Here is a 21,285-nt window from a genome sequence, read left to right as displayed (position 1 = left end):
GAGTCTGCGCAAGTCTGCCAATCCCTTCAGTTCCCCTTTCCTTTCAACGCGATCTCATGTATGCGCGCGGTATCTGAGACGTTGTGCCCTGACTCCGGCACTCGAACGGAAGATAAATGGGGTCGGCGGCAATGGGGCCGCCATGCAAACCGGAGACCCGCAGGGGCGGGAGTGCTCCGTTCTAGGATACGCATATGTTTGATGTAACAAAGAAATCGATTCAGTGGGGCGAAGAGACGCTGACACTGGAAACCGGCAAGGTTGCCCGTCAGGCTGACGGCAGTGTTATTGCCACGCTGGGCGAAACCAGCGTCATGGCGAACGTGACCTTTGCGCGTGCTCAAAAGCCCGGTCAGGATTTTTTCCCGCTGACCGTGCACTATCAGGAAAAATACTATGCCGCCGGTAAGGTTCCGGGTGGCTTCTTCAAGCGCGAGGCGCGCCCGACCGAGAAAGAGACGCTGACCGCGCGTCTGATCGACCGTCCGATCCGCCCGCTGTTTGTTGACGGCTTTAAAAACGAAGTTCTGGTGATGTGCACCGTGCTGTCCCACGATCTGGTCAACGACCCCGATATCGTCGCGATGATCGCGGCTTCGGCTGCGCTGACCATTTCCGGCGCGCCGTTCATGGGCCCGATCGCCGGTGCCCGCGTTGGTTTCGAGGATGGCGAATACGTTCTGAACCCGACCGTCGACGACATGCAGGACCTGCGCCTGAACCCTGAACAGCGTCTGGACCTGGTTGTTGCCGGCACCAAAGACGCTGTGATGATGGTTGAATCGGAAGCGTACGAGCTGTCCGAGGCAGAAATGCTGGGCGCGGTGACCTTTGCGCATGAGCAGATTCAGCCGGTGATCGACCTGATCATCTCGCTGGCAGAAGAAGCCGCAAAAGAGCCGTTCGAATTCCAAGCGCCCGATTACTCGGAACTGTCCGCCGCTGTTTCGGCTGCCGGTGAAGAGCAGATGCGCGCCGCCTTCGCGATCACCGACAAGCAAGAGCGCACCGCCGCTGTTGCCGCTGCACGTGAAGCAATCAAGGAAGCGCTGACCGAAGAGCAGCTGGAAGACGGCAACCTCGGTTCTGCAATGAAGAAGCTGGAAGCTGGCATTCTGCGCGGCGACGTCGTCAAAGGCGGCAAGCGGATCGACGGTCGTTCGACCACCGATATCCGTTCGATCGTTGCAGAAACTTCGATGCTGCCGCGGACCCACGGTTCCGCCCTGTTCACCCGTGGTGAAACACAGGCGCTTGCCGTGACCACGCTGGGCACTGGTGATGACGAACAGTTCATCGACGCGCTGCACGGCAACTTCAAATCGAACTTCCTGCTGCATTACAACTTCCCTCCCTATTCGGTTGGTGAAGTTGGTCGCGTGGGTGGCCCCGGCCGTCGTGAGATCGGCCACGGTAAGCTGGCATGGCGCGCCCTGCAGGCGGTTCTGCCTGCGGCGACCGACTTCCCCTACACGATCCGTATCGTGTCTGAGATCACTGAATCCAACGGCTCCAGCTCGATGGCATCTGTCTGCGGCGGTTCGCTGTCGATGATGGATGCGGGTGTTCCGCTGAAAGCACCGGTTGCCGGTGTGGCCATGGGTCTGATCCTGGAAGATGACGGAGAATACGCCATCCTGTCGGACATTCTGGGTGACGAAGACCACCTTGGCGACATGGACTTCAAAGTGGCTGGTACCGAAAACGGCATCACCTCGCTGCAGATGGACATCAAGGTTGCGGGCATCACGCCCGAGATCATGGAGAAAGCCCTGGCGCAAGCCAAGGACGGCCGGATGCACATCCTGGGCGAGATGGGCAAAGCTCTGTCCGAGACCAACGAATTCTCGGTCCACGCCCCCCGCATCGAGACCATGAACATCCCCACCGACAAGATCCGTGAAGTGATCGGCTCGGGTGGTAAGGTCATCCGCGAGATCGTCGAAGTTTCGGGTGCCAAGGTCGACATCAATGACGACGGCGTCATCAAGATCGCCTCGCCCGACGGTGAATCGATCAAGAAGGCCTATGAAATGATCCACTCGATCGTTGCTGAGCCGGAAGAAGGCCAGATCTACACCGGTAAAGTGGTCAAGATCGTCGACTTCGGTGCCTTCGTGAACTTCTTTGGCAAGCGCGACGGTCTGGTGCACGTGTCCCAGATCGAAAACCGCCGCCTGAACCATCCGTCGGATGTTCTGAAGGAAGGTCAGGAAGTGAAGGTCAAGCTGCTGGGCTTTGACGACCGCGGCAAGGTGCGCCTGTCGATGAAAGTGGTCGATCAGGAAACCGGCGAAGAGGTCGTTCCCGAGAAGAAAGAAAAGAAAGAAGACGCAGAGTAATCTGCCCTCGCTTTCCAGAAACGAAAGACCCCGGTTCAGGCCGGGGTCTTTTTTTATGCTGTGGCCGGAGCACAACTGTTCACTTTATGTTCCTTTTCGCTATGCTGACCCTATCTTCTTCTACACGCGGGGTCACAGCTATGAACCGAAGTGAGAAATACCAGCATTTCAAGGCGCTGCATGAACGAGACACCGCCTTTGTCATGCCTAACCCATGGGATGCCGGGTCGGCCCGGCTGCTGACAAGCCTTGGATTCGAAGCATTGGCCACCACCAGCGCGGGTTACGCTTTCTCGAAAGGCAAGCGTGATTCCTTCGCAGGCCTGAGCAGGCAGGAGATTCTGATCAATGCCACCGAAATCACTGCGGCGACCGAGTTGCCGGTATCGGCAGACCTCGAAGATGGGTTTGGCGCAACCTCCGACATCTGCGCCGAGACGGTCGTAAAGGCCTGCGCCGCCGGCCTTGTCGGCGGATCGATCGAAGATGCCACGGGCGACCCCGGCACCCCCATCTATGAGTTCGCACAGGCCATCGATCGTATCCGCGCTGCGGCAGAGGCGGCATCGGGGCAAGATTTCCTGCTGACCGCCCGCGCCGAGAATTTCATCTGCGGCAACCCCGATCTCACCGATACAATCCGCCGCCTACAGGCATTTTCCGAGGCCGGAGCAGATGTGCTCTACGCCCCGGGCCTGCCCGATATCGAAGCGATCCGAACGGTCTGCCGCGAAGTGGACAAACCCGTGAATGTGGTGATGGGATTGAGCGGCCCGGGATACAGCGTCGCTGAACTGGCCGATGCCGGTGTGAAACGCATCAGCGTCGGCGGGTCCTTCGCGCGCGCTGCATTCGGGGCGCTGATGCGCGCTGCGCAAGAAGTCCGCCTTTCGGGAACCTTCGACTACGCGCGGGACGCAATGCCCGGCGAAGCCATAAGCCAGCTCATGTCGCAGACCAAAACCACAAACAGATCCTAGTCCCCAGCTTCATCTGGCCAGAAATATCCTCGGGGGGAATCGCGCCCTCAGGCGCGATGGGGGGCGGACAGCCCCCCTGACCAGCCTTCAACTCAGCCCGGCGCTTTGGTCTTGCGCAGATACGGAAAGATCGTCTCGAACTCGCCGAACTTCTCTTTGGCTTCTTCGTTGGAAACCGCAGGCGGGATGATTACGTCTTCACCCGGAACCCAGTTCGCAGGCGTCGCAACACCCTTAGCCGACATCTGCAACCCGTCCAGCGCGCGCAAGATTTCGGCAAAGTTGCGGCCCACGGTCATCGGATAGGTCATCGACAGTTTCAACTGCTTGTCCGGCCCGATGATAAAGACCGAGCGCACAGTGGCACTGTCAGCAGGAGTGCGACCATCGGGCAGGTAGGCTTCGGCGGGCAGCATGTCGAAGGCTTTGGATACCGCGAGCCCGTCATCGGCGATGATCGGAAAACCGGGATTGGCCTTGCCATACTCTTCGATGTCTTTCTTCCACTTCTTGTGGTCTTCGACACCATCAACCGATACGCCGATCACCTTGGTATTGCGGGCCGTCCATTCGTCGTTCAGCTGCGCAACGGCAGAAAATTCGGTGGTGCAGACAGGGGTGAAATCCTTGGGATGCGAGAACAGGATCGCCCAGTTGTCGCCGATCCAGTCGTGGAACTGAATGGTTCCCTGATCCGTTTCTGCCGTGAAATTCGGGACCGTATCATTGATGCGTAAACCCATGGGGCGTCTCCTCTGTTTGTGTTTATCGACTCGGTTGCTGTCAACTTAATCACTTTGCCGCCGGGTTAAACCTTTCATTCCTGACCCAGCGTCATTTCAGCCGGTGCCGCAAATCTATAAAGCTTTCTACTTGCCCCGGGAAACATGCAGTGACAAAGTGCTAATAACCGACCAAGCGGTCGATTTCTTTTATTGCGGAGGCACGCTCAATGATCGAAAAACGTGATTTCTATATCAATGGCCAGTGGACTGCACCGGCCGAGCCCAACGATTTTCAGGTTATCGACCCTTCGACGGAAGAACCCTGCGCGGTGATCTCGCTGGGCGGTGCCGCCGATACGGATGCCGCCGTTGCCGCAGCCAAGGCCGCCCTGCCCGGCTGGATGGCAACTCCGGTCGAAGAACGTATCGCGCTGGTCGAGAAGCTGGTCGAGGTCTACAGCACCCGTACCGAGGATCTGGCGCAGGCCATGTCACATGAAATGGGCGCGCCCATCGATATGTCGCGCACGCAGCAGGTCGGGGCCGGGATCTGGCATCTGAAGAACTTCATCCGCGCGGCCAAGGCGTTCCCCTTCGAGCGTCCGCTGGGCGATCACGCGCCAAACGACCGGATCATCTATGAAGCCGTCGGCGTGGCCGCCCTGATCACGCCGTGGAACTGGCCGATGAACCAGATCACGCTCAAGGTCGGTGCGGCGGCGATTGCCGGGTGTACGATGGTGCTGAAACCGTCGGAACAAAGCCCGCTGAACGCAATGATCTTTGCCGAGATGATGGATGAGGCTGGATTCCCGGCTGGTGTGTTCAACCTTGTGAACGGCGACGGCGTTGGCGTGGGATCACGGCTTTCGGGTCACCCGGATGTCGATATGGTCAGCTTCACCGGCTCAACCCGCGCAGGCACGGCGATTTCGAAAAATGCCGCGGACACGCTGAAGAAAGTGCATCTTGAGCTGGGTGGCAAAGGTGCCAATGTGGTCTTTGCGGATGCGGATGAGAAGGCCGTGAAGCGTGGTGTTCTGCACATGATGAACAACACCGGTCAAAGCTGTAACGCGCCAAGCCGTATGCTGGTGCAGCGCCCGATCTATGACCAAGCGGTTGAGACCGCTGCCGAGGTGGCCAACAAGGTCGCGGTTGGCCCGGCCACAGAGGAAGGCCGTCATATTGGCCCCGTTGTGAATGAGGTACAATGGACCAAGATCCAGGACCTGATCCAGAAGGGCATCGATGAGGGCGCACGGCTGGTTGCAGGTGGCACCGGTCGGCCCGAAGGTCTGAACAAGGGCTACTATGTGCGCCCCACGGTCTTTGCCGATGCCAACAACCAAATGACCATCGCGCGCGAGGAGATCTTTGGCCCGGTTCTGACTATGATCCCGTTCGATACCGAGGAAGAAGCTGTCGAGATCGCCAATGACACGCCTTACGGGCTGACCAACTATGTCCAGACGCAGGATGGTGACCGCGCCAACCGCATGGCGCGGGCGTTGCGCTCGGGCATGGTTGAGATGAACGGGCAATCGCGCAGCGCAGGCTCACCCTTTGGCGGCATGAAGCAGTCCGGAAACGGACGCGAAGGTGGTGTTTTCGGGCTGGAAGACTTCCTTGAGATCAAGGCCGTCGGCGGCTGGGCGGCAGAGTAGTCGCGGCCCGTCGTGATCCAATTGTGAGGCACCCAAGGGTGCCTCGCTCTGTCTCTCAGGCATCCGCCTGAGCGGCTTCATACGCCAGCATGGCGCGCTTCACTGGCAAACCCCAGTGATAGCCGCCCAAGCCCCCCGACTTGCGCAGGGCGCGATGGCAAGGGATCAGCCAGCTTACCGGGTTGCGCCCCACCGCCGTACCCACGGCGCGCACGGCTTGCGGTGAGCCGACCCGCTCAGCAATCTCGGAATAAGTTGTGACCTGGCCCGAGGGGATATGCATCAGCGCCTCCCACACCTTGATCTGCAAGGGCGAGCCGATCAGGTACAAGGGTGTCGGCCCCAACTTGTCACTGGCGGCGCCAAAAGCGCTTAGAACCCAGGGGCGCAGGCGCATCGGGTCTTCGATAAACTCTGCCTGCGGCCAGCGGGAGAGCATGTCGTCCATCGCGTCTTCTTCGCCGGTCTCAGCGCCGAAAGCCATGCCGCAGATGCCCTTGTCGGTGCCCATGACCAGTGCCGGGCCAAAGGGGCTTTCGAACCAGCCCCAATAGATGGTCAGCCCTGCGCCTCTGCGGGCGTATTCGCCGGGGCTCATGGATTCCCATTTCAGGAACAGATCGTGCAGTCGCCCGCTGCCGGAGAGGCCCACGTTATGGGCGGTCTCCAAAGTGGTGAAGCGTTCCCGCAGCAGCGCCTTGGCGTGGCCAAGTGTCAGGTATTGCTGGTAGCGTTTCGGCGAAACCCCGGTCCAGCGCGAGAACAGGCGCTGAAAATGCGCGGGGCTCATGTCCATCTGGCGGGCAAGTTCTTCGAGGCTGAGTGTTTCCCCGCCCTGATCAATCAGCTCGATCGCGCGTCGCATGACGTTGTAGTGATATCCGCTTTCCGGTGTCTGGATGTTCATGGGTCTCACCTCATTCTCTGGGTTAAACCATAGCGCGCGGGCCACGCCCAAGCGACCCGGAACTTGCGCATTGGCTTTGGGCTTGTGTCACGGCCCGGCGGGCGGCATTAAGGCGCGGATGGCAAAGCAACTCGATTATCACACGATCCGCGAGATCTTTACGCGTTTTCAGGACGCCGACCCCGAACCCAAGGGCGAGTTGGAGCATGTGAACGTCTATACTCTGGTCGTCGCCGTGGCGCTGTCGGCGCAGGCGACCGATGCGGGCGTCAACAAAGCCACGCGCGAACTGTTCAAGATCGCCGACACGCCACAGAAGATGCTAGATCTGGGCGAAGAGGGGCTGATCGAGCATATCAAGACCATCGGCCTGTTCCGCCAGAAGGCAAAGAACGTGATCAAGCTGAGCCGTATTCTGGTCGAAGACTACGGCGGCGAGGTGCCCAATTCCCGCGCGGCGCTGCAATCGCTGCCCGGGGTGGGCCGCAAAACCGCCAATGTGGTTCTGAACATGTGGTGGCGGCAACCGGCGCAAGCGGTGGATACGCATATCTTCCGTGTCGGCAACCGCACCGGCATCTGCCCCGGCAAAGACGTGGACGCGGTTGAACGCGCCATCGAAGACAATATCCCTGCTGACTTTCAACTCCATGCGCATCACTGGCTGATCCTGCATGGCCGGTACCATTGCAAGGCGCGCAAGCCGCAATGCCCGACCTGCATCATCCGTGATCTCTGTCAATTCGAGGACAAGACCCAATGAAGACCTACCAGCTCACCGGCATCGGAAATGCCGTTGTGGACGTGATTTCCCAGGCCGATGACAGTTTCCTAGAGCTGATGGGTATCGAAAAGGGCATCATGCAGTTGATTGAGCAGGAGCGGGGTGAGCTGCTCTATGCTTCGATGGAAAGCCGGGTGCAGACGCCGGGCGGCTCGGTGGCCAACACGATTGCCGGTGCAGGTGCGCTGGGTTTGGATTCTGCGTTCATCGGGCGAGTGCATGATGACGCCTTGGGCCGGTTCTATGCGGATGCGATGAACGAAGACGGGGTGGATTTCGTCAACCCGCCGGTGCCGGGCGGAGAGCTGCCGACCTCGCGTTCGATGATCTTTGTATCACCCGATGGCGAGCGGTCGATGAACACCTATCTGGGGATATCCTCGGAACTGTCGTCCGAGGATGTGTCCAGTGACGTCGCAGGTGGCAGCCAGATCATGTTTCTTGAGGGCTATCTGTTCGACAAGGAAAAGGGCAAGGCCGCATTCCTTGAGGCCGCGCGCGCCTGTCACAAGGGTGGCGGCAAGGCGGGGATCGCCATTTCCGATCCGTTCTGCGTGGAGCGCCACCGGGTCGATTTCCTGCTGCTGATCGAGAACGAGCTGGATTTCGTGATCGGCAATGAGGAAGAGATCAAGTCGCTGTTCGAAACCGACGATCTGGAGGAAGCGCTGGTCAAAACGGCTGAGATCTGCCCTTTGATCGTATGCACCCGCTCGGGCGATGGCGTGACGGTGCTGTATGACGGCCAGCGCGTTGACGTGCCGGTTGAAAAAGTGGTGCCCGTGGATGCCACCGGCGCGGGCGATCAGTTCGCCGCCGGGTTCCTGTTCGGCATGGCCACGGGCCGCGATTACGAGACCTGCGCCCGGATCGGCAATGTCTGCGCGCGTGAAGTGATCAGCCATATCGGCCCGAGGCCGGAAGCGAATATGCAGGAACTGCTGCGCGCCGAAGGGTTACTGTAAAACGCCGAGCCGCGCCTTTAGGAACCCGTCGCAGCATCGTTCAGTGCCCAGTCGTATTCATAGGCACTCACGCGCGGCGTCTCTTGCAATCGCGCCCGTAACTCGGGTTCCGCCGCCGTTTCGAGATAGGCGATCACCGCCTTCTCGTTCGCTCCGAAATCCTCTCTGAACCAGATGTAGATTTTGGACAGGATCAGCCGCCCGCGGGCGTCATACCGCACGCCGCGCGGGTCGTTGACATAGGCGCGTTCGGCCGCTGCGAAATCCCGCTCCAGAGTCTCGGCCTGCCACGCACGGTCCATCAGATTGGGGCATCCCACGGCGGCGCAGTTCAGAGCATAGTGGATGCGCAGCTCATCGAATGTGAGGCGGATGATGCGGTGTTCGATTTCGTTCAGCGTCAACGTCTGCCCTTGTACCAACGCCAGAGGCCGATCCCATGGCCCAAAGGAAAACGCGCCATCCGTGATATCCCGGATCGAGGCGACGGGATAGTTTTCAAGGATCAGATCAACCGTCAGAGCGTTATACAGATTGATCCAGTAAGCGAGTTGCTGATCACGGGTCAGCGCTGCCGGGTCAACCTTTTGCAGATCACTCAGGTACCGGTCCAACCGCGCCTTGTCCGCCTCGGTGACCTGCGCGTAGGTCACGCGGTTCACGCCCTGCGCATCGGTCATGACATAGCGGTTCAGAAAGGTGCTCCAGTCGCGATGGTCGACACGCTCACCGGGTGGCAGCGCGGTGCGGGTCAGGGCCGTGTTCTCAAGCGGCGCGGCGGCGGGCAAGGCGAGACGTTCGACGCTGGCGCAGGCGGCCAGCAGAGGAAGCAGCAGCAGGATAAGCAGATTTCTCATGAGGCGGCCTTCCGGTTGGCGCGTTGCGCCCTCAGTTGTCCTTTGAGCTTTTTTATCGGTGCAAGCGCGGGGTCGTTCAAATCGGGCAAATCGGGGCCTTTGGACAGATCTTGCGCGGCGGCGTTCCACCAGCGCGGACCGTCCTCACCGTCAATCCGGTCGGGGGCCGCAAGATGCAGATCGCGTTGTGCGTTGTGGGCGCACATCGACAGCGGGCCATTGGCGGTGGCGACCATGAAGACGCAGGAGGCGCAGCGATCCTCCTCCAGCGCGTCAGCCGCCATGAAGTTATGGATGAACACCGCCTGCCGTCGCACAGGACCCCGCAGCAAACCGGTTCCAAGACGCAGCACGCATTCCACCAGATGCGCCGCGGCGCGCAAGGCCAGCAAGGGCCGACGCAGTGCCAGGCGCCGCACGCTGTCGTGGATGTCCAGATGCCCGTCCTCGGACCGGTCCTGCTGTTCCAGCGCGTCGATCACGCGATGCACGAGGCGGTGGTTGGACAAGGTCGACCGGGCCTTGCCACCCGCCGTGAACACGCTGGCATAGCGGTTGCATTTCGCATGACCCACTGCGGCGGCGCCAAAATGCAAGAGGGTCTCGTAGCCCTCTTCCACGGCACTCATAACACTGTCCTGCGTGATCATGTCGGGCCGTTCACGCAGTACGCCACGCCCGGTATCGGCCTGCATCTGGAAGGACACGAAGGCAACCTCGGGCTGGTCGCGCAGGAACCGCGCGAGTGCGGGCAGCTCGGCAAAATTGCCCTCGAACACGGTGGTGTTGAACAGGATGCGCAGACCCAGCCCCTCGGCCCGACGGATATAGGCGCTGCGCACCGTGTTGAGTTCGACCTCGGTTTCAAATCCCCGACGTTCCTGCGTCAGGTCGACGTGAAAGGCCACATCATCCAGTCCCGCCGCCGCCAACCGTGTCAGAGCGGCCCGGCTGGCGCGGATGCCGTTGGTCATCAGGCAGGACCGCATCCCCAGACGGCTGATCTCGCGGCACAGCGCTTCGAGGTCTTCGATCTTGCGCAAAGTCGGGTCGCCACCCGTCAGCTGGACCGAAACACCGGGGCCATAGTGGCTGTGGATCATCGCCAGCCGCGCGAACAAGACCGAGAGCGGGGGGTCATAGGTCATCTCGGCCCGGTCCGAGAGGTAACAGAGCGTGCAATCGAGGTTGCAGCGCTGAGTCACCTCAAGCGCGACGCAGGCGATGGGATAAAACCGCCCCGCCGTCTGACCGGGGCCATATTCGCCAGCGGACCAGAGCCCGTCTCGCAGCGGCGCGCGGCGGTCAGCCCCATGAAATCGGCGACCTGCCGGGGCTGTTCCGATGGCGTTTGAAATTTGGTGATCTGCGCTGTCCTTCATGCCTCAGAGGCTAGGGAGGCATGTGGCCCAGCGCTACGCCACTCACGGCAAGTTGTCAGGTCATGAGGTTAGGGTGATCAGCGCAGGTGTTCTGCAAATGCCGCGACCACCTGTTCATAGACCTCGCGCTTGAAGGGCACGATTTCGGCGGTCAGGCGCGCGGGGTCCTGCCATTTCCATTGGGTGAACTCGGGGTGATCGGTGGCGATGTTGATCTGATCGTCACGGCCCTTGAAGCGCATCAGGTACCATTTCTGCTCTTGCCCGCGAAAGCGGCCTTTCCAGATTTTCGGCACGATATCGTGGGGCAGATCATAGGGCAGCCAGCCGTCGGTCTCGGCGATGATTTCGATCAGATCGGCGGTCACGCCAGTTTCTTCCCAAAGCTCACGCAGGGCCGCGTCGCGCGGGTCTTCACCCTTGTCTACACCACCCTGTGGCATCTGCCATGCGTCTTTGTGACGGTCATTGCGCTGGCCGACAAAGATCTTGCCTTCGGCATTCATCAGCATCAGCCCGACACAAGGGCGATAGGGCAGTTTGGCGATCTCATCAGGGGTCATGTGCGGCCTCGTGAACAAGCTTTGCAGCGTCTCTAGCAACTGGCGCGCCGAAGGCAAAGGGAATGACGTTAGGTTTCGCGTGACAAAGATGACGCGGAGGTCAATCTAGCCCTCGAAATCGGGAGGGAGAGTTTCGCCATGACCGCGTACCCAAACATGCTGGCCCCGCTGGATCTGGGCTTTACCACTCTGAAAAACCGGGTGCTGATGGGGTCGATGCATACCGGGCTGGAAGAGACCGGCGACTGGAACCGGGTGGCCGAGTTCTATGCCGACCGGGCACGTGGGGGTGTGGCGCTGATGGTGACGGGCGGGATTGGTCCGAACCTTGAGGGCTCGGTGCTGCCGGGGGCGTCAATGATGACCACCGAGAAGGATGTGGCGAACCATTCCATCGTGACCGACCGTGTGCATGGGGCCGGTGGCAAGATCGCGATGCAGATTCTGCACGCGGGGCGCTATGCCTATGGGCCGAAATGCGTGGCGCCGAGCCCGGTGAAATCTCCGATCTCGCCCTTCCCGCCGCATGAGTTGGACGAGGACGGGATCGAGAAGCAGATCGCCGACATCGTCAACGCCGCTGTTCTGGCGCAGCGGGCGGGCTATGACGGGGTCGAGATCATGGGGTCCGAGGGGTATTTCCTGAACCAGTTCCTGGTGAACCATACCAACAAGCGTGAGGATCGCTGGGGCGGGTCCTATGAAAACCGGATGCGCCTGCCTATCGAAGTTGTGCAACGTACACGCGAAGCCGTGGGCACCGATTTCATCATCATCTATCGCCTGTCGATGATCGATCTGGTGCCCAATGGCTCGACCCATGAGGAAGTGGTGGAGCTGGCGCAGCGGATCGAGCGGGCCGGGGCGACGATCATCAACACCGGCATCGGCTGGCACGAGGCGCGGATACCGACCATCGCCACCAGCGTCCCGCGTGCGGCGTTCGCATGGGTGACCAAGAAACTGATGGGCAAGGTTTCGATCCCGGTGATCACCTCGAACCGGATCAACACGCCGGAAGTGGCCGAAGAAGTTCTATCGACCGGATGCGCCGATATGGTTTCTCTGGCGCGGCCCATGCTGGCGGATGCGGATTTCGTCAACAAGGCGATTGCGGGCGAGGCCGCGAAGATCGCGCCTTGCATTGCCTGCAATCAGGCCTGTCTGGATCATACGTTCGGGGGCAAACTGACCTCGTGTCTGGTGAACCCGCGCGCCTGTCATGAGACGGAGCTGGTGATCGGCAAGGCCGAGGCGCCCAAGACCGTGGCCATTGTCGGTGCCGGTCCGGCTGGTCTGTCCACTGCGATGACAGCGGCCCAGCGCGGCCATGCTGTCACCCTGTTCGACCGCGCCGCTGAGATTGGCGGCCAGTTGAACATGGCCAAGCAGGTGCCGGGGAAAGAGGAGTTCTGGGGACTGGTCGACTGGTATCGCACCATGATGGACGATCTGGGTGTGACCGTTGAACTGAACCGCGAGGTCGGTGCCGATGATCTGACCGGCTTTGACGAAGTGGTCATCGCCACCGGTGTCACCCCACGCGATCCGCAGATTCCAGGGCAGGAGCGCGACTCAGTCCTCAGCTATATCGACGTGCTGCGCGGCAAGGCCGAGGTTGGCAAATCCGTCGCCGTGATCGGCGCGGGCGGGATTGGTTTTGACGTGTCCGAGTTCCTGCTGGAGGACGGGCACAGCCCCGCCACCGACCTGCCGCTGTGGATGAGGGAATGGGGCGTGACCGACCCCGAGGCACACCGTTCGGGCCTGGCACCGGAGGGACCGCAACCTGCGGCCCCGGCCCGCCAGGTCACGTTGTTGCAGCGCAAGGCACAGCGGCACGGCAAAGGGCTGGGCAAGACGACGGGCTGGATTCACCGGGCGACGCTCAAGATGAAGGACGTCAATTTCGTGGGCGGCGTGAATTACGAACGCATCGATGAGGACGGCCTGCATGTCAGCTTTGGCGAAACCCGCGACGATCCGACGGTGATTGCGGCAGATACGATAGTGCTCTGCGCCGGACAGGTCTCGGACCGGTCGCTGGCCGATGAACTGAGCGAACGCGGGATCGCCTGTCACGTGATCGGCGGCGCGGATGTGGCCGCCGAACTGGACGCGAAACGCGCGATCAATCAGGGCACGCGGCTGGCGGCGACGTTTTGATGTAAAGGCAGCACTAGAGCGCTTCGCTCTCGGAGGTCGCTTCTCAGGAAGCGGCCTTTTTTTGCGCAGTTGACTCTGATGTTGTCTATGTACATATGTACCATATGAGTAAAAAGATTGAACGCACCCAGACTGGAATTCGAATCGAAAAGCGGCTGCTGAAAGTCCTCAAAGGGCTGGCGGAGTCGCTGGACATGTCTCTTGGTGATCTGGTTGAGGGCATTGCGCTGCACAGTTTTGAAAACAAACCACCGTTTTCCGAAGAAACGCTTGAGAAAATCAAACAGCTAAAAAGCGTTTACGAACTGGAATGGACCGCCGAGGACAGCCACAACTTCAAGGAGGATACAGAATGAATGACTCAGGCCAATGCGCCGACATCACCCGCGCATTTGAAGCACATTCCATCGACAACAGTACCTTCGGTCATGCAGAACATGTACGGGTGGCCTATGATCTGTTGCGCAAATATGACTTCATCGATGCGGCGGCGACATACGCTAAAGGCATTCGGACGCTGGCCGCCAAGGCCGGTGCCCCGATGAAATTCAATCTGACGATCACATACGCGTTCATGAGCCTGATTGCCGAGCGTATGGCCGGCACTCAGGCCGCCGGTTTTGAGGATTTTGTATCGGCCAACCCGGATCTGATGTCCAAATCCGTGCTGAAGCAATGGTATTCGAACGACCGTCTGGACTCCGACCTTGCCCGTGGCGTGTTCCTGCTGCCCATCGCCGCATAACCGGCATCGGGTAGAGCGCGAGACGCCTACTCGACGTTGATCGTGATCACTTCGGACATGATTGGCGTTGCGTGGGGCACGTGGCCCGCATCGCCCAGAACCAGCTGCAGCGTGTGTGCGCCGGGCTCCATGTCCAATGTCACCTCGGTCTGGCCGCCGCCGAAATGCATGTGGTTTTCATCGGCGGGCAGGCCGTAAGCCAGCTCATCCGCACCGTCCTCGCCCTGCCCCAGCGGAGGGCGATCAATCAACAAGTGGTGGTGGCCGGTGTTTTCAGCCTCGGTTCCGGCTGGCGCGACGCCCATACCGCTGAGGCCGAATACAATCGTGACGGGTGATTGCACCGTATCCCCGTCAGACAGGTTGACGAAATAGACCTTCGCATCGGGGTTCGCGGGCGTCTCACCCGCGGCCCAGGAAAGGGTTGCTGCAAGACTCAGGATGGCGGCTGTGAAATAGGCTTTCATACTCTCCTCCTTGGTCACAAAAATGCCATCCTGATCATAGCACGATTGGGAAAAAGTCCAGAAATCGGGGATTTGCGCATAAACCCACAGGTTGGCTCCTGCCCATTTCGGCGTTTCCCAGTCGCAAACGATCCGATTCAAAACCCTGATATTATCCCATGTCTGCCCAGTTCTCGCCCAGATTGATCGCAATAAAGAGACAACGAACAGAAGACCTGGGGAACGAGAATGGATCGACTGACCGAAATGGAGGCCTTTTCCAACGTGGTGGACCAAGGGGGTTTCACCGACGCGGCCAAAAAAATGGGCATCTCCAAATCGGCCGTTTCCAAACACGTGTCGAGCCTTGAGGCGCGGCTGGGTGCGAGGCTGCTGAACCGCACCACACGCCGTGTATCACCGACCGAGATTGGACTGGCCTACTATGACCGCGCCCGTCGCGTTCTGAATGACGCGGGCGAAGCGGATGCGCTGGTGACCTCGATGCAATCGGCGCCCTCTGGTCTACTGCGGATCAGTGTGGCAACGGATTTCGGCGTCAATCATCTGTCGCCGGTACTGTCGGATTTCCTGTCTGCCTATCCCGAGATCACTGTGAATATGGTGCTCAACAACCGCTATGTGGAACTGATCTCGGAAGGGTTTGATGTGGCCGTGCGTATCGGAGAGCTGGAGGACAGCACCCTGCGCGCCCGTAAGCTGACCGAGACGGTCAAACGTCTGGTCGCATCGCCGAAATACATCGAACAGTTCGGCCGCCCGCAAAAGATCGACGATCTGAACGAACACAAGCTGCTGCATTATTCCAGCCAGTCTTCGGGCAGTGTCTGGAAACTCACCGCGCCGTCGGGTGAAAAGCGTCAGGTGCGCACCGCCGGGTGGTTGAGCGTGAATGACGGGCAATCGCTGCTGAATGCCGCCATTTCGGGCCTGGGGATCGCGCATCTGCCCAGCTATCTCTATGCTGACGCGCTGAAGTCGGGTGAGGTTGTGGACGCCATGCCGTCACTGCCGGATGAGGTTCAGGGCATCTATGCCGTTTACCCGCCAGGCCGCTTCACCCAGCCCAAGGTTCGGGCATTCATTGATTTTCTTGTCGACGCCTATGCTGAAAAAGGCGCGATGGACTGGTAGAATTCTCCCTGAAGTACCTCGGTGGCCCGTGCTGAAAAGCGCGGGTCTTTTTTTGTTTCAGGGATCAGTTGATCAGCAATACGGCCTCGACCCGGCGGTTGATGTCGCGCCCCTCGGGTGTCGCGTTCGAGGTGATGGGGGCGAGATAACCCGCGCCCTCTGCCTCGATCCGGTCGGCGGCGATGCCGTGCGCCTCGATCAGGCGGGACCGAACCGCGTCGGCACGCTTCATGCTGACCGTAATATTGGCCTGCAGCGCGCCGGTATCATCGGTGTGCCCGACCAACGCCAGACGGACCTGCGGATTGTCGGTCAGATAGTCCGCAAGCAGGCTCAGCGAGGTAAAAGGCCCCTCGCCCAATGCAACCTCGCCGGTCCGGAAATGCAGATCGTCAAGGATCACGTGACCGTTCTGGCTGAGCTCACTCAACAGACCGGTCGTACTGTCGGCAGCTTCCTCGATCACCAAAGGTGGCGCAGGCTGGGTTCCGACAGGCGTCACGCGGATCATCTGCACATAGCCGTCGGGCTCATTACGGCTGACCAACAGGCTCAGCGCGTCGTCACCCTTGGTGGCGGAAAGAAAACGATAATCGTGGATCGCCACATACATGTCAGGGGTCGGCACGACCTCGGTGCCAAAGCGAAAATCGAAGCCGCCGCAATTGCGCGCCTCGCATTCGAAGGTGATGTCATAGCCCTGCGCCTGCAGCTGATCGCGCAGCGGGGCGAGGATCTGCAGCGTCGTGCTGGACCCGGCCTGCAAGCGCCATGTCAGGCGCTCCACCCGCCCCTCGACCGTTTGCACGGGCACCGCGCCATCGGCAAACACGCCAGTGGGCAGATCATAGCTGTCGAGCGAGCTGATCCGTTCACTGATTTGACGGGCGCTGCTGGGCAGGACAAGCTCCTGCGCGAAGGCGGTTCCCGCCAGAAGGACAAAGAATAGAGAGAGGCAGCGGATCATCGGAACTGGGCGTGATACTCGGGGTTCGGGACCATCGCGGTGGCGCTGGCCACGCGGTTGGTCATGTTGAAGAAACCGGCCACATTGGCGATGTCCCAGATATCCCGGTCGCTGAACCCTGCATCGCGCAGACGCTGGCGATCGGGTTCTTCGATCGTAGTGCTGGCCGAGGTCATTTTGGCGGCGAAATCGAGCATCGCGCGCTGGCGGTCATCCAATGGTGCGACGCGGTAGTTCATCACCAGCATCTCACCCAATTGTGGATCGCCGGAAAGCTGTCGCACCGCCGCGCCATGGGCCACGAGGCAATAGAAACATTTGTTGATGGACGAGACGACAACCGCGATCATCTCACGCTCCAATTTGGACAAGCCACTCTCGGCCAGCATCAGATCGTTATACATCGCCGTGAATGCACTCAGCTTTTCGACGTCGAACGCATAGGCCCGCAACACATTGGGCACCATGCCCAGCTTTTCGACACAGATATCAAAATACTTCTGCGTCTCTGGTGGCAGAGGGTCCATCTGAGCCAGATTCAGGGCGGTGGGCAGGTCCTGCGTGGTCACTTCACTCTCCTCAAACGTAATGCCGGTAGTGATATTCTCCGGCGATCTCCATCCCCAGCGCGTGGTAGAGCCCGTTGGCCCCCGCATTCGCCTTTGTGCAAATCACGCTAAGGGTCTCGGCGCCATTGTCCAGCGCCCAGAAAGCCGCAGCACGCATGGCCCATCCCCCCATGCCCTGACGGCGATGGTCCGGCAGGATTTCCAGCGCGTGCACCATGGCGACGCCTTCATGGATCGCAACAAAGCCGGTCCCCGCAGGCTGATCGCTGTGGCGCATCAAGAGGCCCGTCTTCGGCCCCGGCGCCCGGTGCATGATGGCCAGACGCTCTGGCCCGATCCCGCCCTGCGCCCAGATCTCGCGCATGATCGCCAGTGGTTCCCAGATGTTGAACACGGTCACGCGTGGGATCGGAGTAGCGGTCAGCTGTTCTGCCGGGCAGGTATAGATGTTGACCGGGTCGAGGATATCGTAGCCACGCGCGGCAAGCTGTGCGTCCAGCGCCTCATCCCCCGGCCGGAGGCAAAAGATCCGTTTCTGGCCCATGGCCTGCATCGCGGCCTCGGCGGCGTCGATATCTGCGTCCGTCATATCGCCGACAAGGCTGGCCGCGGACACGCGTGAGCCGCCACCCTGCCCCTTGCGCAATCTGAACGGCCCCAGCGTTTCAAACCCGGCGGCGGGCCATGTGCCGTCAACGACTTCAGACCAGTTGACGCTCAAAGCTCAAGCTCTTTTGCGAGACGGGTGATGGCGGCGTCGATGCGCCCGCCTTCGATGCCGCGCACCACGACATTGGCCCCAAAGACGCCGTTGATCTGAAACGGATAGCAGCCGATCGAGAGATCGTCGAAATCCTCGGCCAGCACGGCCAACGTTGCCGCGATGTCACCCTCGCCGCGATCCACGCGCAGGGTCTGGGACAAGAGCGGGCTGCCGCCGGTCAGCGCAGGCAGCACGCTGGCGACCATGGCGCGAAAGACCGATGGGACCCCGGCCATCACATGCACATTTCTAAGCGTGAACCCCGGCGCGGTCGAAACCGGGTTGTCGATCAAGGCAGCGCCATCGGGGATACGCGCCATCCGCAGCCGGGCCGCGTTCAGTTCCAACCCCGATTTGTCGTAATGCGCCTCAAGCAATGCGCGGGCATCGGCGCGGATATCGATATGCGCCCCAAAGGCGCGCGCGATGCAATCGGCTGTAATATCGTCATGGGTCGGGCCGATGCCGCCGCTGGTAAAGACATTGTCATAGGTTTCGGACAGAGCCTTGACCGCGGCCTCGATCGCCGGGGCGTCGTCGCTGACGATCCGTACCTCTTTCAGGTCGATGCCCTGTTTGGTCAGTTCCCCGGCCAGGTAATGCATGTTGGCGTCGCGGGTGCGGCCCGACAGGATCTCATCCCCGATCACAAGCATTGCAGCGGTTGGATTGGCCATGGCGCGCCCTCCCTCTTGATCGGCCCTTAGGGCAGGTATAGGCCCTTGGCCATGCGATTTGAAACCCCCCTTGTCCCCGCCCGCCTGATCCGCCGCTACAAACGCTTTCTCGCTGATTGCACGTTGGAGGACGGGCGAGAGGTCACTGCCCATTGCGCCAATCCCGGATCAATGATGGGTCTGGCGGAACCGGGTGAGAAAATCTGGCTGGAACCCAATGATGATCCAAAGAAAAAGCTGAAATACGGCTGGCGGCTGGTCGATCATGAGAACGGACATTTCACCGGCGTTGACACTTCGGTCCCGAACAAGGCGCTGCGCGCCGCGCTTGAGGCACGCGATATCCCGGAACTGGCCGCTTATGAAACCGTTTGTCCCGAGGTGAAATACGGCGAAAACAGCCGCATCGATTTCCTGCTGACCCAGCCGGGCCTGCCGGACGCTTATGTCGAGGTCAAAAGCGTCACCCTGTCGCGCCAGCCCGGACTGGCCGAATTCCCCGACAGCATCACCGCCCGGGGCACCAAACATCTGGGCGAACTGGCGGCGATGGCCGCGCAGGGGCACCGGGCAATCATGCTGTATCTGGTGCAACGCACCGATTGCGATCGGTTTTCGCTGGCTGCGGATATCGACCCGGCCTATGCCGCCGCGTTCGATGCCGCAACAGGCGTTGAGCGTCTGATCGTCGGCACCCGGATCACGCCGGAAGGGGTCTGGGTTGATCCCGCGCAGAATCTGGCCGTTCCGGCATAGGTGAACCGTTTGACCGCGACCTCGGGGCGTTTGCGCACCCGAGCGTCGTCACATTTCTGTGCCCCATGTCGGCGGCCGCAATTCATGAGACTTGATCAGGGATCGGTCGCAAGCTCGGGCCATAGCTCGGCATCGAGTGCGTTTGTGAAGGGGGCAAAATGGTCTCCGACCGTTCTCCAACGTCCAACCGAAGATGTCGTGACTGCTCGCCTGACCTGCAGTTCGCTTGCGGTTCTGACGGCATCTGTCGAGCTTTGCGGTGACAACATCGCCTCTTCGAACGGCAGATCGCAAAGCGCCGCAAGCTCGGAAACAGAGGCCTCCAGATCGCTGACAAGCGTCTCGTAGCGGATGGTGTGGACGCGCCCCGGCAACAGGTTCTGCCAGTGGTCGATATAGCGGCGATATCGGTTGGCCTCGGCTGCCATCCATTTGAAATCATGCGTGAAATACAATCCACCAGCCCCGAAATGGGCACGCCACATCGACAGGGCAATGTCCCGGGGGTCACGGGCGACATTCAGGATTAGCGCATCCGGAAAGGCCTGCGCGATGGCCCCGAGATAGGCATAGTTCCCGGGCGCCTTGTCCACAAAAGCCGTCAGACCCACGCTCAACTCAGGCAAATGGTCGACGTAGAACTGTGCAAGGGTATCGGCCTTTTTCAAGTCTGACGGGCTGGATTTTCTGGCCCAGTTATCAACGCTTGCAAGTTCGCCCAACCCCTGAACGCCGGAATGCGCGGACAAGATCCGCTCAAACAGCGTTGTGCCAGACCGCGGAAGACCGACCACGAAAATCGGACGTGGTATATCGGGGCGCGGGCCGGGGGCAGCGGCAGGCAGAGGCGCAGCGAGACGCTTATGGAAAGCCTGCGCGCTACGCTCCTCCCATCCTTGGAAATCTTCGCTCAGCAGGCGGTGGGCCTGATCCAAATGCTGCAGCTCGGACGCTTGGTCCTTGTCCTTGCGGGCCAGCGTCGCAGCCGCAAACTGCACCATTGCGTCACCCTGCGGATTTGCCGTGGGCTGTTGCTTGATCAGCAACGAAATCTGCACCTTGAGCGAGGACAGATCATCCGCCGTAAGCCCCGGCAGCGTGGTCATCAATTCGAGCGTTTCACGATCAGAAGGGGTCAGCTTGAAGGCAATGCGCGCGCGCTCCAGCGCCTCGTCCAGTCGCCCGACACCGACCAGCGATCGGGTCAGGCGCAAATGGCCAAAGTGGAACTTCGGGTGTTCTTCGGTCAGGGTGGTGAGCGCGCCAATGGCGTCTTCCCACCGGTGAAGCTCATCCAGGATATCCGCTTTGAGGCAGTGCGCCTCCAGATGGTTGGGTTGCCCCGCGATAACCTCGTCAATCGCGATCAGCGCCTGTTCACCCTGATGTTCGCGCAGCAACGCCATGGCCCGCAGAAACTGCTGTTGTGGCGTCAGAGGTGCCCGCGCCGCGATCTTGTCGATGAACCGCACCGCATCCGCCGAGTCGCCGGCCTGAATCAGGCTCAGCCCGTAGTTCTGAATCAGGTCCGCATTACCGGGGTCCATTCGCCAGGCGCGCTGGAAATAAGTCTGCGCCATTTTCGGGTTTTGCTGCTGAACCGCGCAAAGACCCGCCAACCGGGGAAGCGCCGCCACCTTTGGCCATTTCTTGGCCGCCTTGGTTGCCCGTTTCAAAGCCCGGTCGGGCCGACCTTTCTTGAGCAGGTCGGTTATGCTGGCAATCTCAGCCCGCAGCTGGTCCACTTTCGGCATTTGCCTGCCCTTCCGTCATTTCACATATGTTCTGGTTCACCCTGTGCTAGATCATAGATGCGGGGGGGTCCACATATGATCACGCCCGATGCATCAATCATGTGACGCTGAGACC

General features: G+C 60.5%; 21 protein-coding genes. 10 read left to right on the top strand and 11 right to left on the bottom strand.

Annotated elements, in window-relative coordinates:
• The first annotated feature begins 194 nt into the window (after window positions 1-194).
• Together pnp and ACR3EM_RS15835 are read left to right on the top strand one after the other, a co-directional pair.
• Window positions 195-2,342, top strand: coding sequence for a polyribonucleotide nucleotidyltransferase (gene pnp, locus ACR3EM_RS15840; protein ID WP_480471601.1), 2,148 nt, complete (start codon window positions 195-197; stop codon window positions 2,340-2,342).
• A gap of 140 nt (window positions 2,343-2,482) precedes the next feature.
• The gene (locus tag ACR3EM_RS15835) at window positions 2,483-3,322 is read left to right on the top strand and encodes an isocitrate lyase/PEP mutase family protein (protein ID WP_480471600.1); all 840 of its coding nucleotides are present in this window, start codon (window positions 2,483-2,485) and stop codon (window positions 3,320-3,322) included.
• Between the two features lie 92 nt (window positions 3,323-3,414).
• Here ACR3EM_RS15835 and ACR3EM_RS15830 read toward each other — a convergent pair whose 3' ends face one another.
• Window positions 3,415-4,065: a peroxiredoxin gene (locus ACR3EM_RS15830; RefSeq protein ID WP_480471599.1), complete on the bottom strand. Its 651-nt coding sequence runs from the start codon at window positions 4,063-4,065 to the stop codon at window positions 3,415-3,417.
• Window positions 4,066-4,274: 209 nt separating this feature from the next.
• Between ACR3EM_RS15830 and ACR3EM_RS15825 the strand changes: the two genes are divergently transcribed.
• On the top strand, window positions 4,275-5,714 hold the full coding sequence (locus tag ACR3EM_RS15825) for an aldehyde dehydrogenase family protein (RefSeq protein WP_480471598.1): 1,440 nt from the start codon (window positions 4,275-4,277) through the stop codon (window positions 5,712-5,714).
• Between the two features lie 55 nt (window positions 5,715-5,769).
• On the opposite strand, the gene ACR3EM_RS15820 is transcribed toward ACR3EM_RS15825, so the two are convergent.
• Complete coding sequence (locus ACR3EM_RS15820; protein WP_480471597.1) at window positions 5,770-6,621, bottom strand: methylated-DNA--[protein]-cysteine S-methyltransferase; 852 nt, start codon at window positions 6,619-6,621, stop codon at window positions 5,770-5,772.
• Between the two features lie 118 nt (window positions 6,622-6,739).
• Between ACR3EM_RS15820 and nth the strand changes: the two genes are divergently transcribed.
• The gene (gene nth, locus ACR3EM_RS15815; RefSeq protein WP_480471596.1) at window positions 6,740-7,384 is read left to right on the top strand and encodes an endonuclease III; all 645 of its coding nucleotides are present in this window, start codon (window positions 6,740-6,742) and stop codon (window positions 7,382-7,384) included.
• A complete protein-coding gene (locus ACR3EM_RS15810; RefSeq protein WP_480471595.1) occupies window positions 7,381-8,370 on the top strand; it encodes an adenosine kinase in 990 nt (329 codons plus the stop codon). Before nth ends, ACR3EM_RS15810 begins: the two co-directional genes overlap by 4 nt.
• Before the next feature lie 17 nt (window positions 8,371-8,387).
• Here ACR3EM_RS15810 and ACR3EM_RS15805 read toward each other — a convergent pair whose 3' ends face one another.
• The 3 genes from ACR3EM_RS15805 to ACR3EM_RS15795 all read right to left on the bottom strand — a co-directional run bounded on the left by ACR3EM_RS15805 (window position 8,388) and on the right by ACR3EM_RS15795 (window position 11,172).
• Window positions 8,388-9,227: a DUF547 domain-containing protein gene (locus ACR3EM_RS15805; RefSeq protein WP_480471594.1), complete on the bottom strand. Its 840-nt coding sequence runs from the start codon at window positions 9,225-9,227 to the stop codon at window positions 8,388-8,390.
• Window positions 9,224-10,609: a radical SAM protein gene (locus tag ACR3EM_RS15800; RefSeq protein ID WP_480471593.1), complete on the bottom strand. Its 1,386-nt coding sequence runs from the start codon at window positions 10,607-10,609 to the stop codon at window positions 9,224-9,226. The genes ACR3EM_RS15805 and ACR3EM_RS15800 overlap by 4 nt, the downstream gene beginning before the upstream one ends.
• A gap of 77 nt (window positions 10,610-10,686) precedes the next feature.
• Window positions 10,687-11,172 (bottom strand): RNA pyrophosphohydrolase, encoded by a 486-nt coding sequence (locus ACR3EM_RS15795; protein WP_480471592.1) that lies wholly within the window; start codon window positions 11,170-11,172, stop codon window positions 10,687-10,689.
• Window positions 11,173-11,310: 138 nt separating this feature from the next.
• On the opposite strand from ACR3EM_RS15795, the gene ACR3EM_RS15790 reads away from it, so the two are divergent.
• The 3 genes from ACR3EM_RS15790 (at window position 11,311) to ACR3EM_RS15780 (ending at window position 14,083) form a co-directional block, all read left to right on the top strand.
• Window positions 11,311-13,338, top strand: a complete 2,028-nt coding sequence (locus tag ACR3EM_RS15790; protein WP_480471591.1) for an FAD-dependent oxidoreductase — start codon at window positions 11,311-11,313, stop codon at window positions 13,336-13,338.
• A 104-nt stretch (window positions 13,339-13,442) separates the two neighbouring features.
• Complete coding sequence (locus tag ACR3EM_RS15785; RefSeq protein ID WP_480471590.1) at window positions 13,443-13,694, top strand: hypothetical protein; 252 nt, start codon at window positions 13,443-13,445, stop codon at window positions 13,692-13,694.
• Window positions 13,691-14,083, top strand: coding sequence for a hypothetical protein (locus ACR3EM_RS15780; RefSeq protein ID WP_480471589.1), 393 nt, complete (start codon window positions 13,691-13,693; stop codon window positions 14,081-14,083). The genes ACR3EM_RS15785 and ACR3EM_RS15780 overlap by 4 nt, the downstream gene beginning before the upstream one ends.
• Before the next feature lie 26 nt (window positions 14,084-14,109).
• Here ACR3EM_RS15780 and ACR3EM_RS15775 read toward each other — a convergent pair whose 3' ends face one another.
• Complete coding sequence (locus tag ACR3EM_RS15775) at window positions 14,110-14,550, bottom strand: DUF4399 domain-containing protein (RefSeq protein ID WP_480471588.1); 441 nt, start codon at window positions 14,548-14,550, stop codon at window positions 14,110-14,112.
• A 228-nt stretch (window positions 14,551-14,778) separates the two neighbouring features.
• Here ACR3EM_RS15775 and ACR3EM_RS15770 point away from each other — a divergent pair, with 228 nt between their 5' ends.
• On the top strand, window positions 14,779-15,684 hold the full coding sequence (locus ACR3EM_RS15770) for a LysR family transcriptional regulator (RefSeq protein ID WP_480471587.1): 906 nt from the start codon (window positions 14,779-14,781) through the stop codon (window positions 15,682-15,684).
• Window positions 15,685-15,748: 64 nt separating this feature from the next.
• Here ACR3EM_RS15770 and ACR3EM_RS15765 read toward each other — a convergent pair whose 3' ends face one another.
• The 4 genes from ACR3EM_RS15765 to ACR3EM_RS15750 are packed head-to-tail and all read right to left on the bottom strand — an operon-like array spanning window position 15,749 to window position 18,660.
• Window positions 15,749-16,651 (bottom strand): OmpA family protein, encoded by a 903-nt coding sequence (locus ACR3EM_RS15765; RefSeq protein ID WP_480471586.1) that lies wholly within the window; start codon window positions 16,649-16,651, stop codon window positions 15,749-15,751.
• Window positions 16,648-17,220 (bottom strand): peroxidase-related enzyme, encoded by a 573-nt coding sequence (locus ACR3EM_RS15760; RefSeq protein WP_480471585.1) that lies wholly within the window; start codon window positions 17,218-17,220, stop codon window positions 16,648-16,650. Before ACR3EM_RS15760 ends, ACR3EM_RS15765 begins: the two co-directional genes overlap by 4 nt.
• A 10-nt stretch (window positions 17,221-17,230) precedes the next feature.
• Complete coding sequence (locus ACR3EM_RS15755) at window positions 17,231-17,941, bottom strand: GNAT family N-acetyltransferase (RefSeq protein WP_480471584.1); 711 nt, start codon at window positions 17,939-17,941, stop codon at window positions 17,231-17,233.
• A complete protein-coding gene (locus ACR3EM_RS15750) occupies window positions 17,938-18,660 on the bottom strand; it encodes a competence/damage-inducible protein A (protein ID WP_480471583.1) in 723 nt (240 codons plus the stop codon). The genes ACR3EM_RS15755 and ACR3EM_RS15750 overlap by 4 nt, the downstream gene beginning before the upstream one ends.
• A 51-nt stretch (window positions 18,661-18,711) precedes the next feature.
• On the opposite strand from ACR3EM_RS15750, the gene sfsA reads away from it, so the two are divergent.
• Window positions 18,712-19,416, top strand: coding sequence for a DNA/RNA nuclease SfsA (gene sfsA, locus ACR3EM_RS15745; RefSeq protein WP_480471582.1), 705 nt, complete (start codon window positions 18,712-18,714; stop codon window positions 19,414-19,416).
• A gap of 95 nt (window positions 19,417-19,511) precedes the next feature.
• On the opposite strand, the gene ACR3EM_RS15740 is transcribed toward sfsA, so the two are convergent.
• Entirely contained in the window at window positions 19,512-21,170 is a 1,659-nt protein-coding gene (locus tag ACR3EM_RS15740; RefSeq protein WP_480471581.1) for a tetratricopeptide repeat-containing sulfotransferase family protein, read from the bottom strand.
• Window positions 21,171-21,285 lie beyond the last annotated feature (115 nt).

This window comes from Ruegeria sp. AH3, from assembly GCF_056536265.1.
This window is presented reverse-complemented; position numbering and strand designations above follow the sequence as displayed.

Coding starts and splice junctions, on each gene's coding strand:
- pnp (WP_480471601.1), top strand. CDS start 195: ATGTTTGATGTAACAAAGAAATCGATTCAGTGGGGCGAAGAGACGCTG.
- ACR3EM_RS15770 (WP_480471587.1), top strand. CDS start 14,779: ATGGATCGACTGACCGAAATGGAGGCCTTTTCCAACGTGGTGGACCAA.
- ACR3EM_RS15795 (WP_480471592.1), bottom strand. CDS start 11,172: ATGACCCCTGATGAGATCGCCAAACTGCCCTATCGCCCTTGTGTCGGG.
- ACR3EM_RS15800 (WP_480471593.1), bottom strand. CDS start 10,609: ATGAAGGACAGCGCAGATCACCAAATTTCAAACGCCATCGGAACAGCC.
- ACR3EM_RS15810 (WP_480471595.1), top strand. CDS start 7,381: ATGAAGACCTACCAGCTCACCGGCATCGGAAATGCCGTTGTGGACGTG.
- ACR3EM_RS15805 (WP_480471594.1), bottom strand. CDS start 9,227: ATGAGAAATCTGCTTATCCTGCTGCTGCTTCCTCTGCTGGCCGCCTGC.
- ACR3EM_RS15830 (WP_480471599.1), bottom strand. CDS start 4,065: ATGGGTTTACGCATCAATGATACGGTCCCGAATTTCACGGCAGAAACG.
- ACR3EM_RS15750 (WP_480471583.1), bottom strand. CDS start 18,660: ATGGCCAATCCAACCGCTGCAATGCTTGTGATCGGGGATGAGATCCTG.
- ACR3EM_RS15780 (WP_480471589.1), top strand. CDS start 13,691: ATGAATGACTCAGGCCAATGCGCCGACATCACCCGCGCATTTGAAGCA.
- ACR3EM_RS15765 (WP_480471586.1), bottom strand. CDS start 16,651: ATGATCCGCTGCCTCTCTCTATTCTTTGTCCTTCTGGCGGGAACCGCC.
- nth (WP_480471596.1), top strand. CDS start 6,740: ATGGCAAAGCAACTCGATTATCACACGATCCGCGAGATCTTTACGCGT.
- ACR3EM_RS15740 (WP_480471581.1), bottom strand. CDS start 21,170: ATGCCGAAAGTGGACCAGCTGCGGGCTGAGATTGCCAGCATAACCGAC.
- ACR3EM_RS15790 (WP_480471591.1), top strand. CDS start 11,311: ATGACCGCGTACCCAAACATGCTGGCCCCGCTGGATCTGGGCTTTACC.
- ACR3EM_RS15825 (WP_480471598.1), top strand. CDS start 4,275: ATGATCGAAAAACGTGATTTCTATATCAATGGCCAGTGGACTGCACCG.
- ACR3EM_RS15835 (WP_480471600.1), top strand. CDS start 2,483: ATGAACCGAAGTGAGAAATACCAGCATTTCAAGGCGCTGCATGAACGA.
- ACR3EM_RS15820 (WP_480471597.1), bottom strand. CDS start 6,621: ATGAACATCCAGACACCGGAAAGCGGATATCACTACAACGTCATGCGA.
- ACR3EM_RS15775 (WP_480471588.1), bottom strand. CDS start 14,550: ATGAAAGCCTATTTCACAGCCGCCATCCTGAGTCTTGCAGCAACCCTT.
- ACR3EM_RS15785 (WP_480471590.1), top strand. CDS start 13,443: ATGAGTAAAAAGATTGAACGCACCCAGACTGGAATTCGAATCGAAAAG.
- sfsA (WP_480471582.1), top strand. CDS start 18,712: ATGCGATTTGAAACCCCCCTTGTCCCCGCCCGCCTGATCCGCCGCTAC.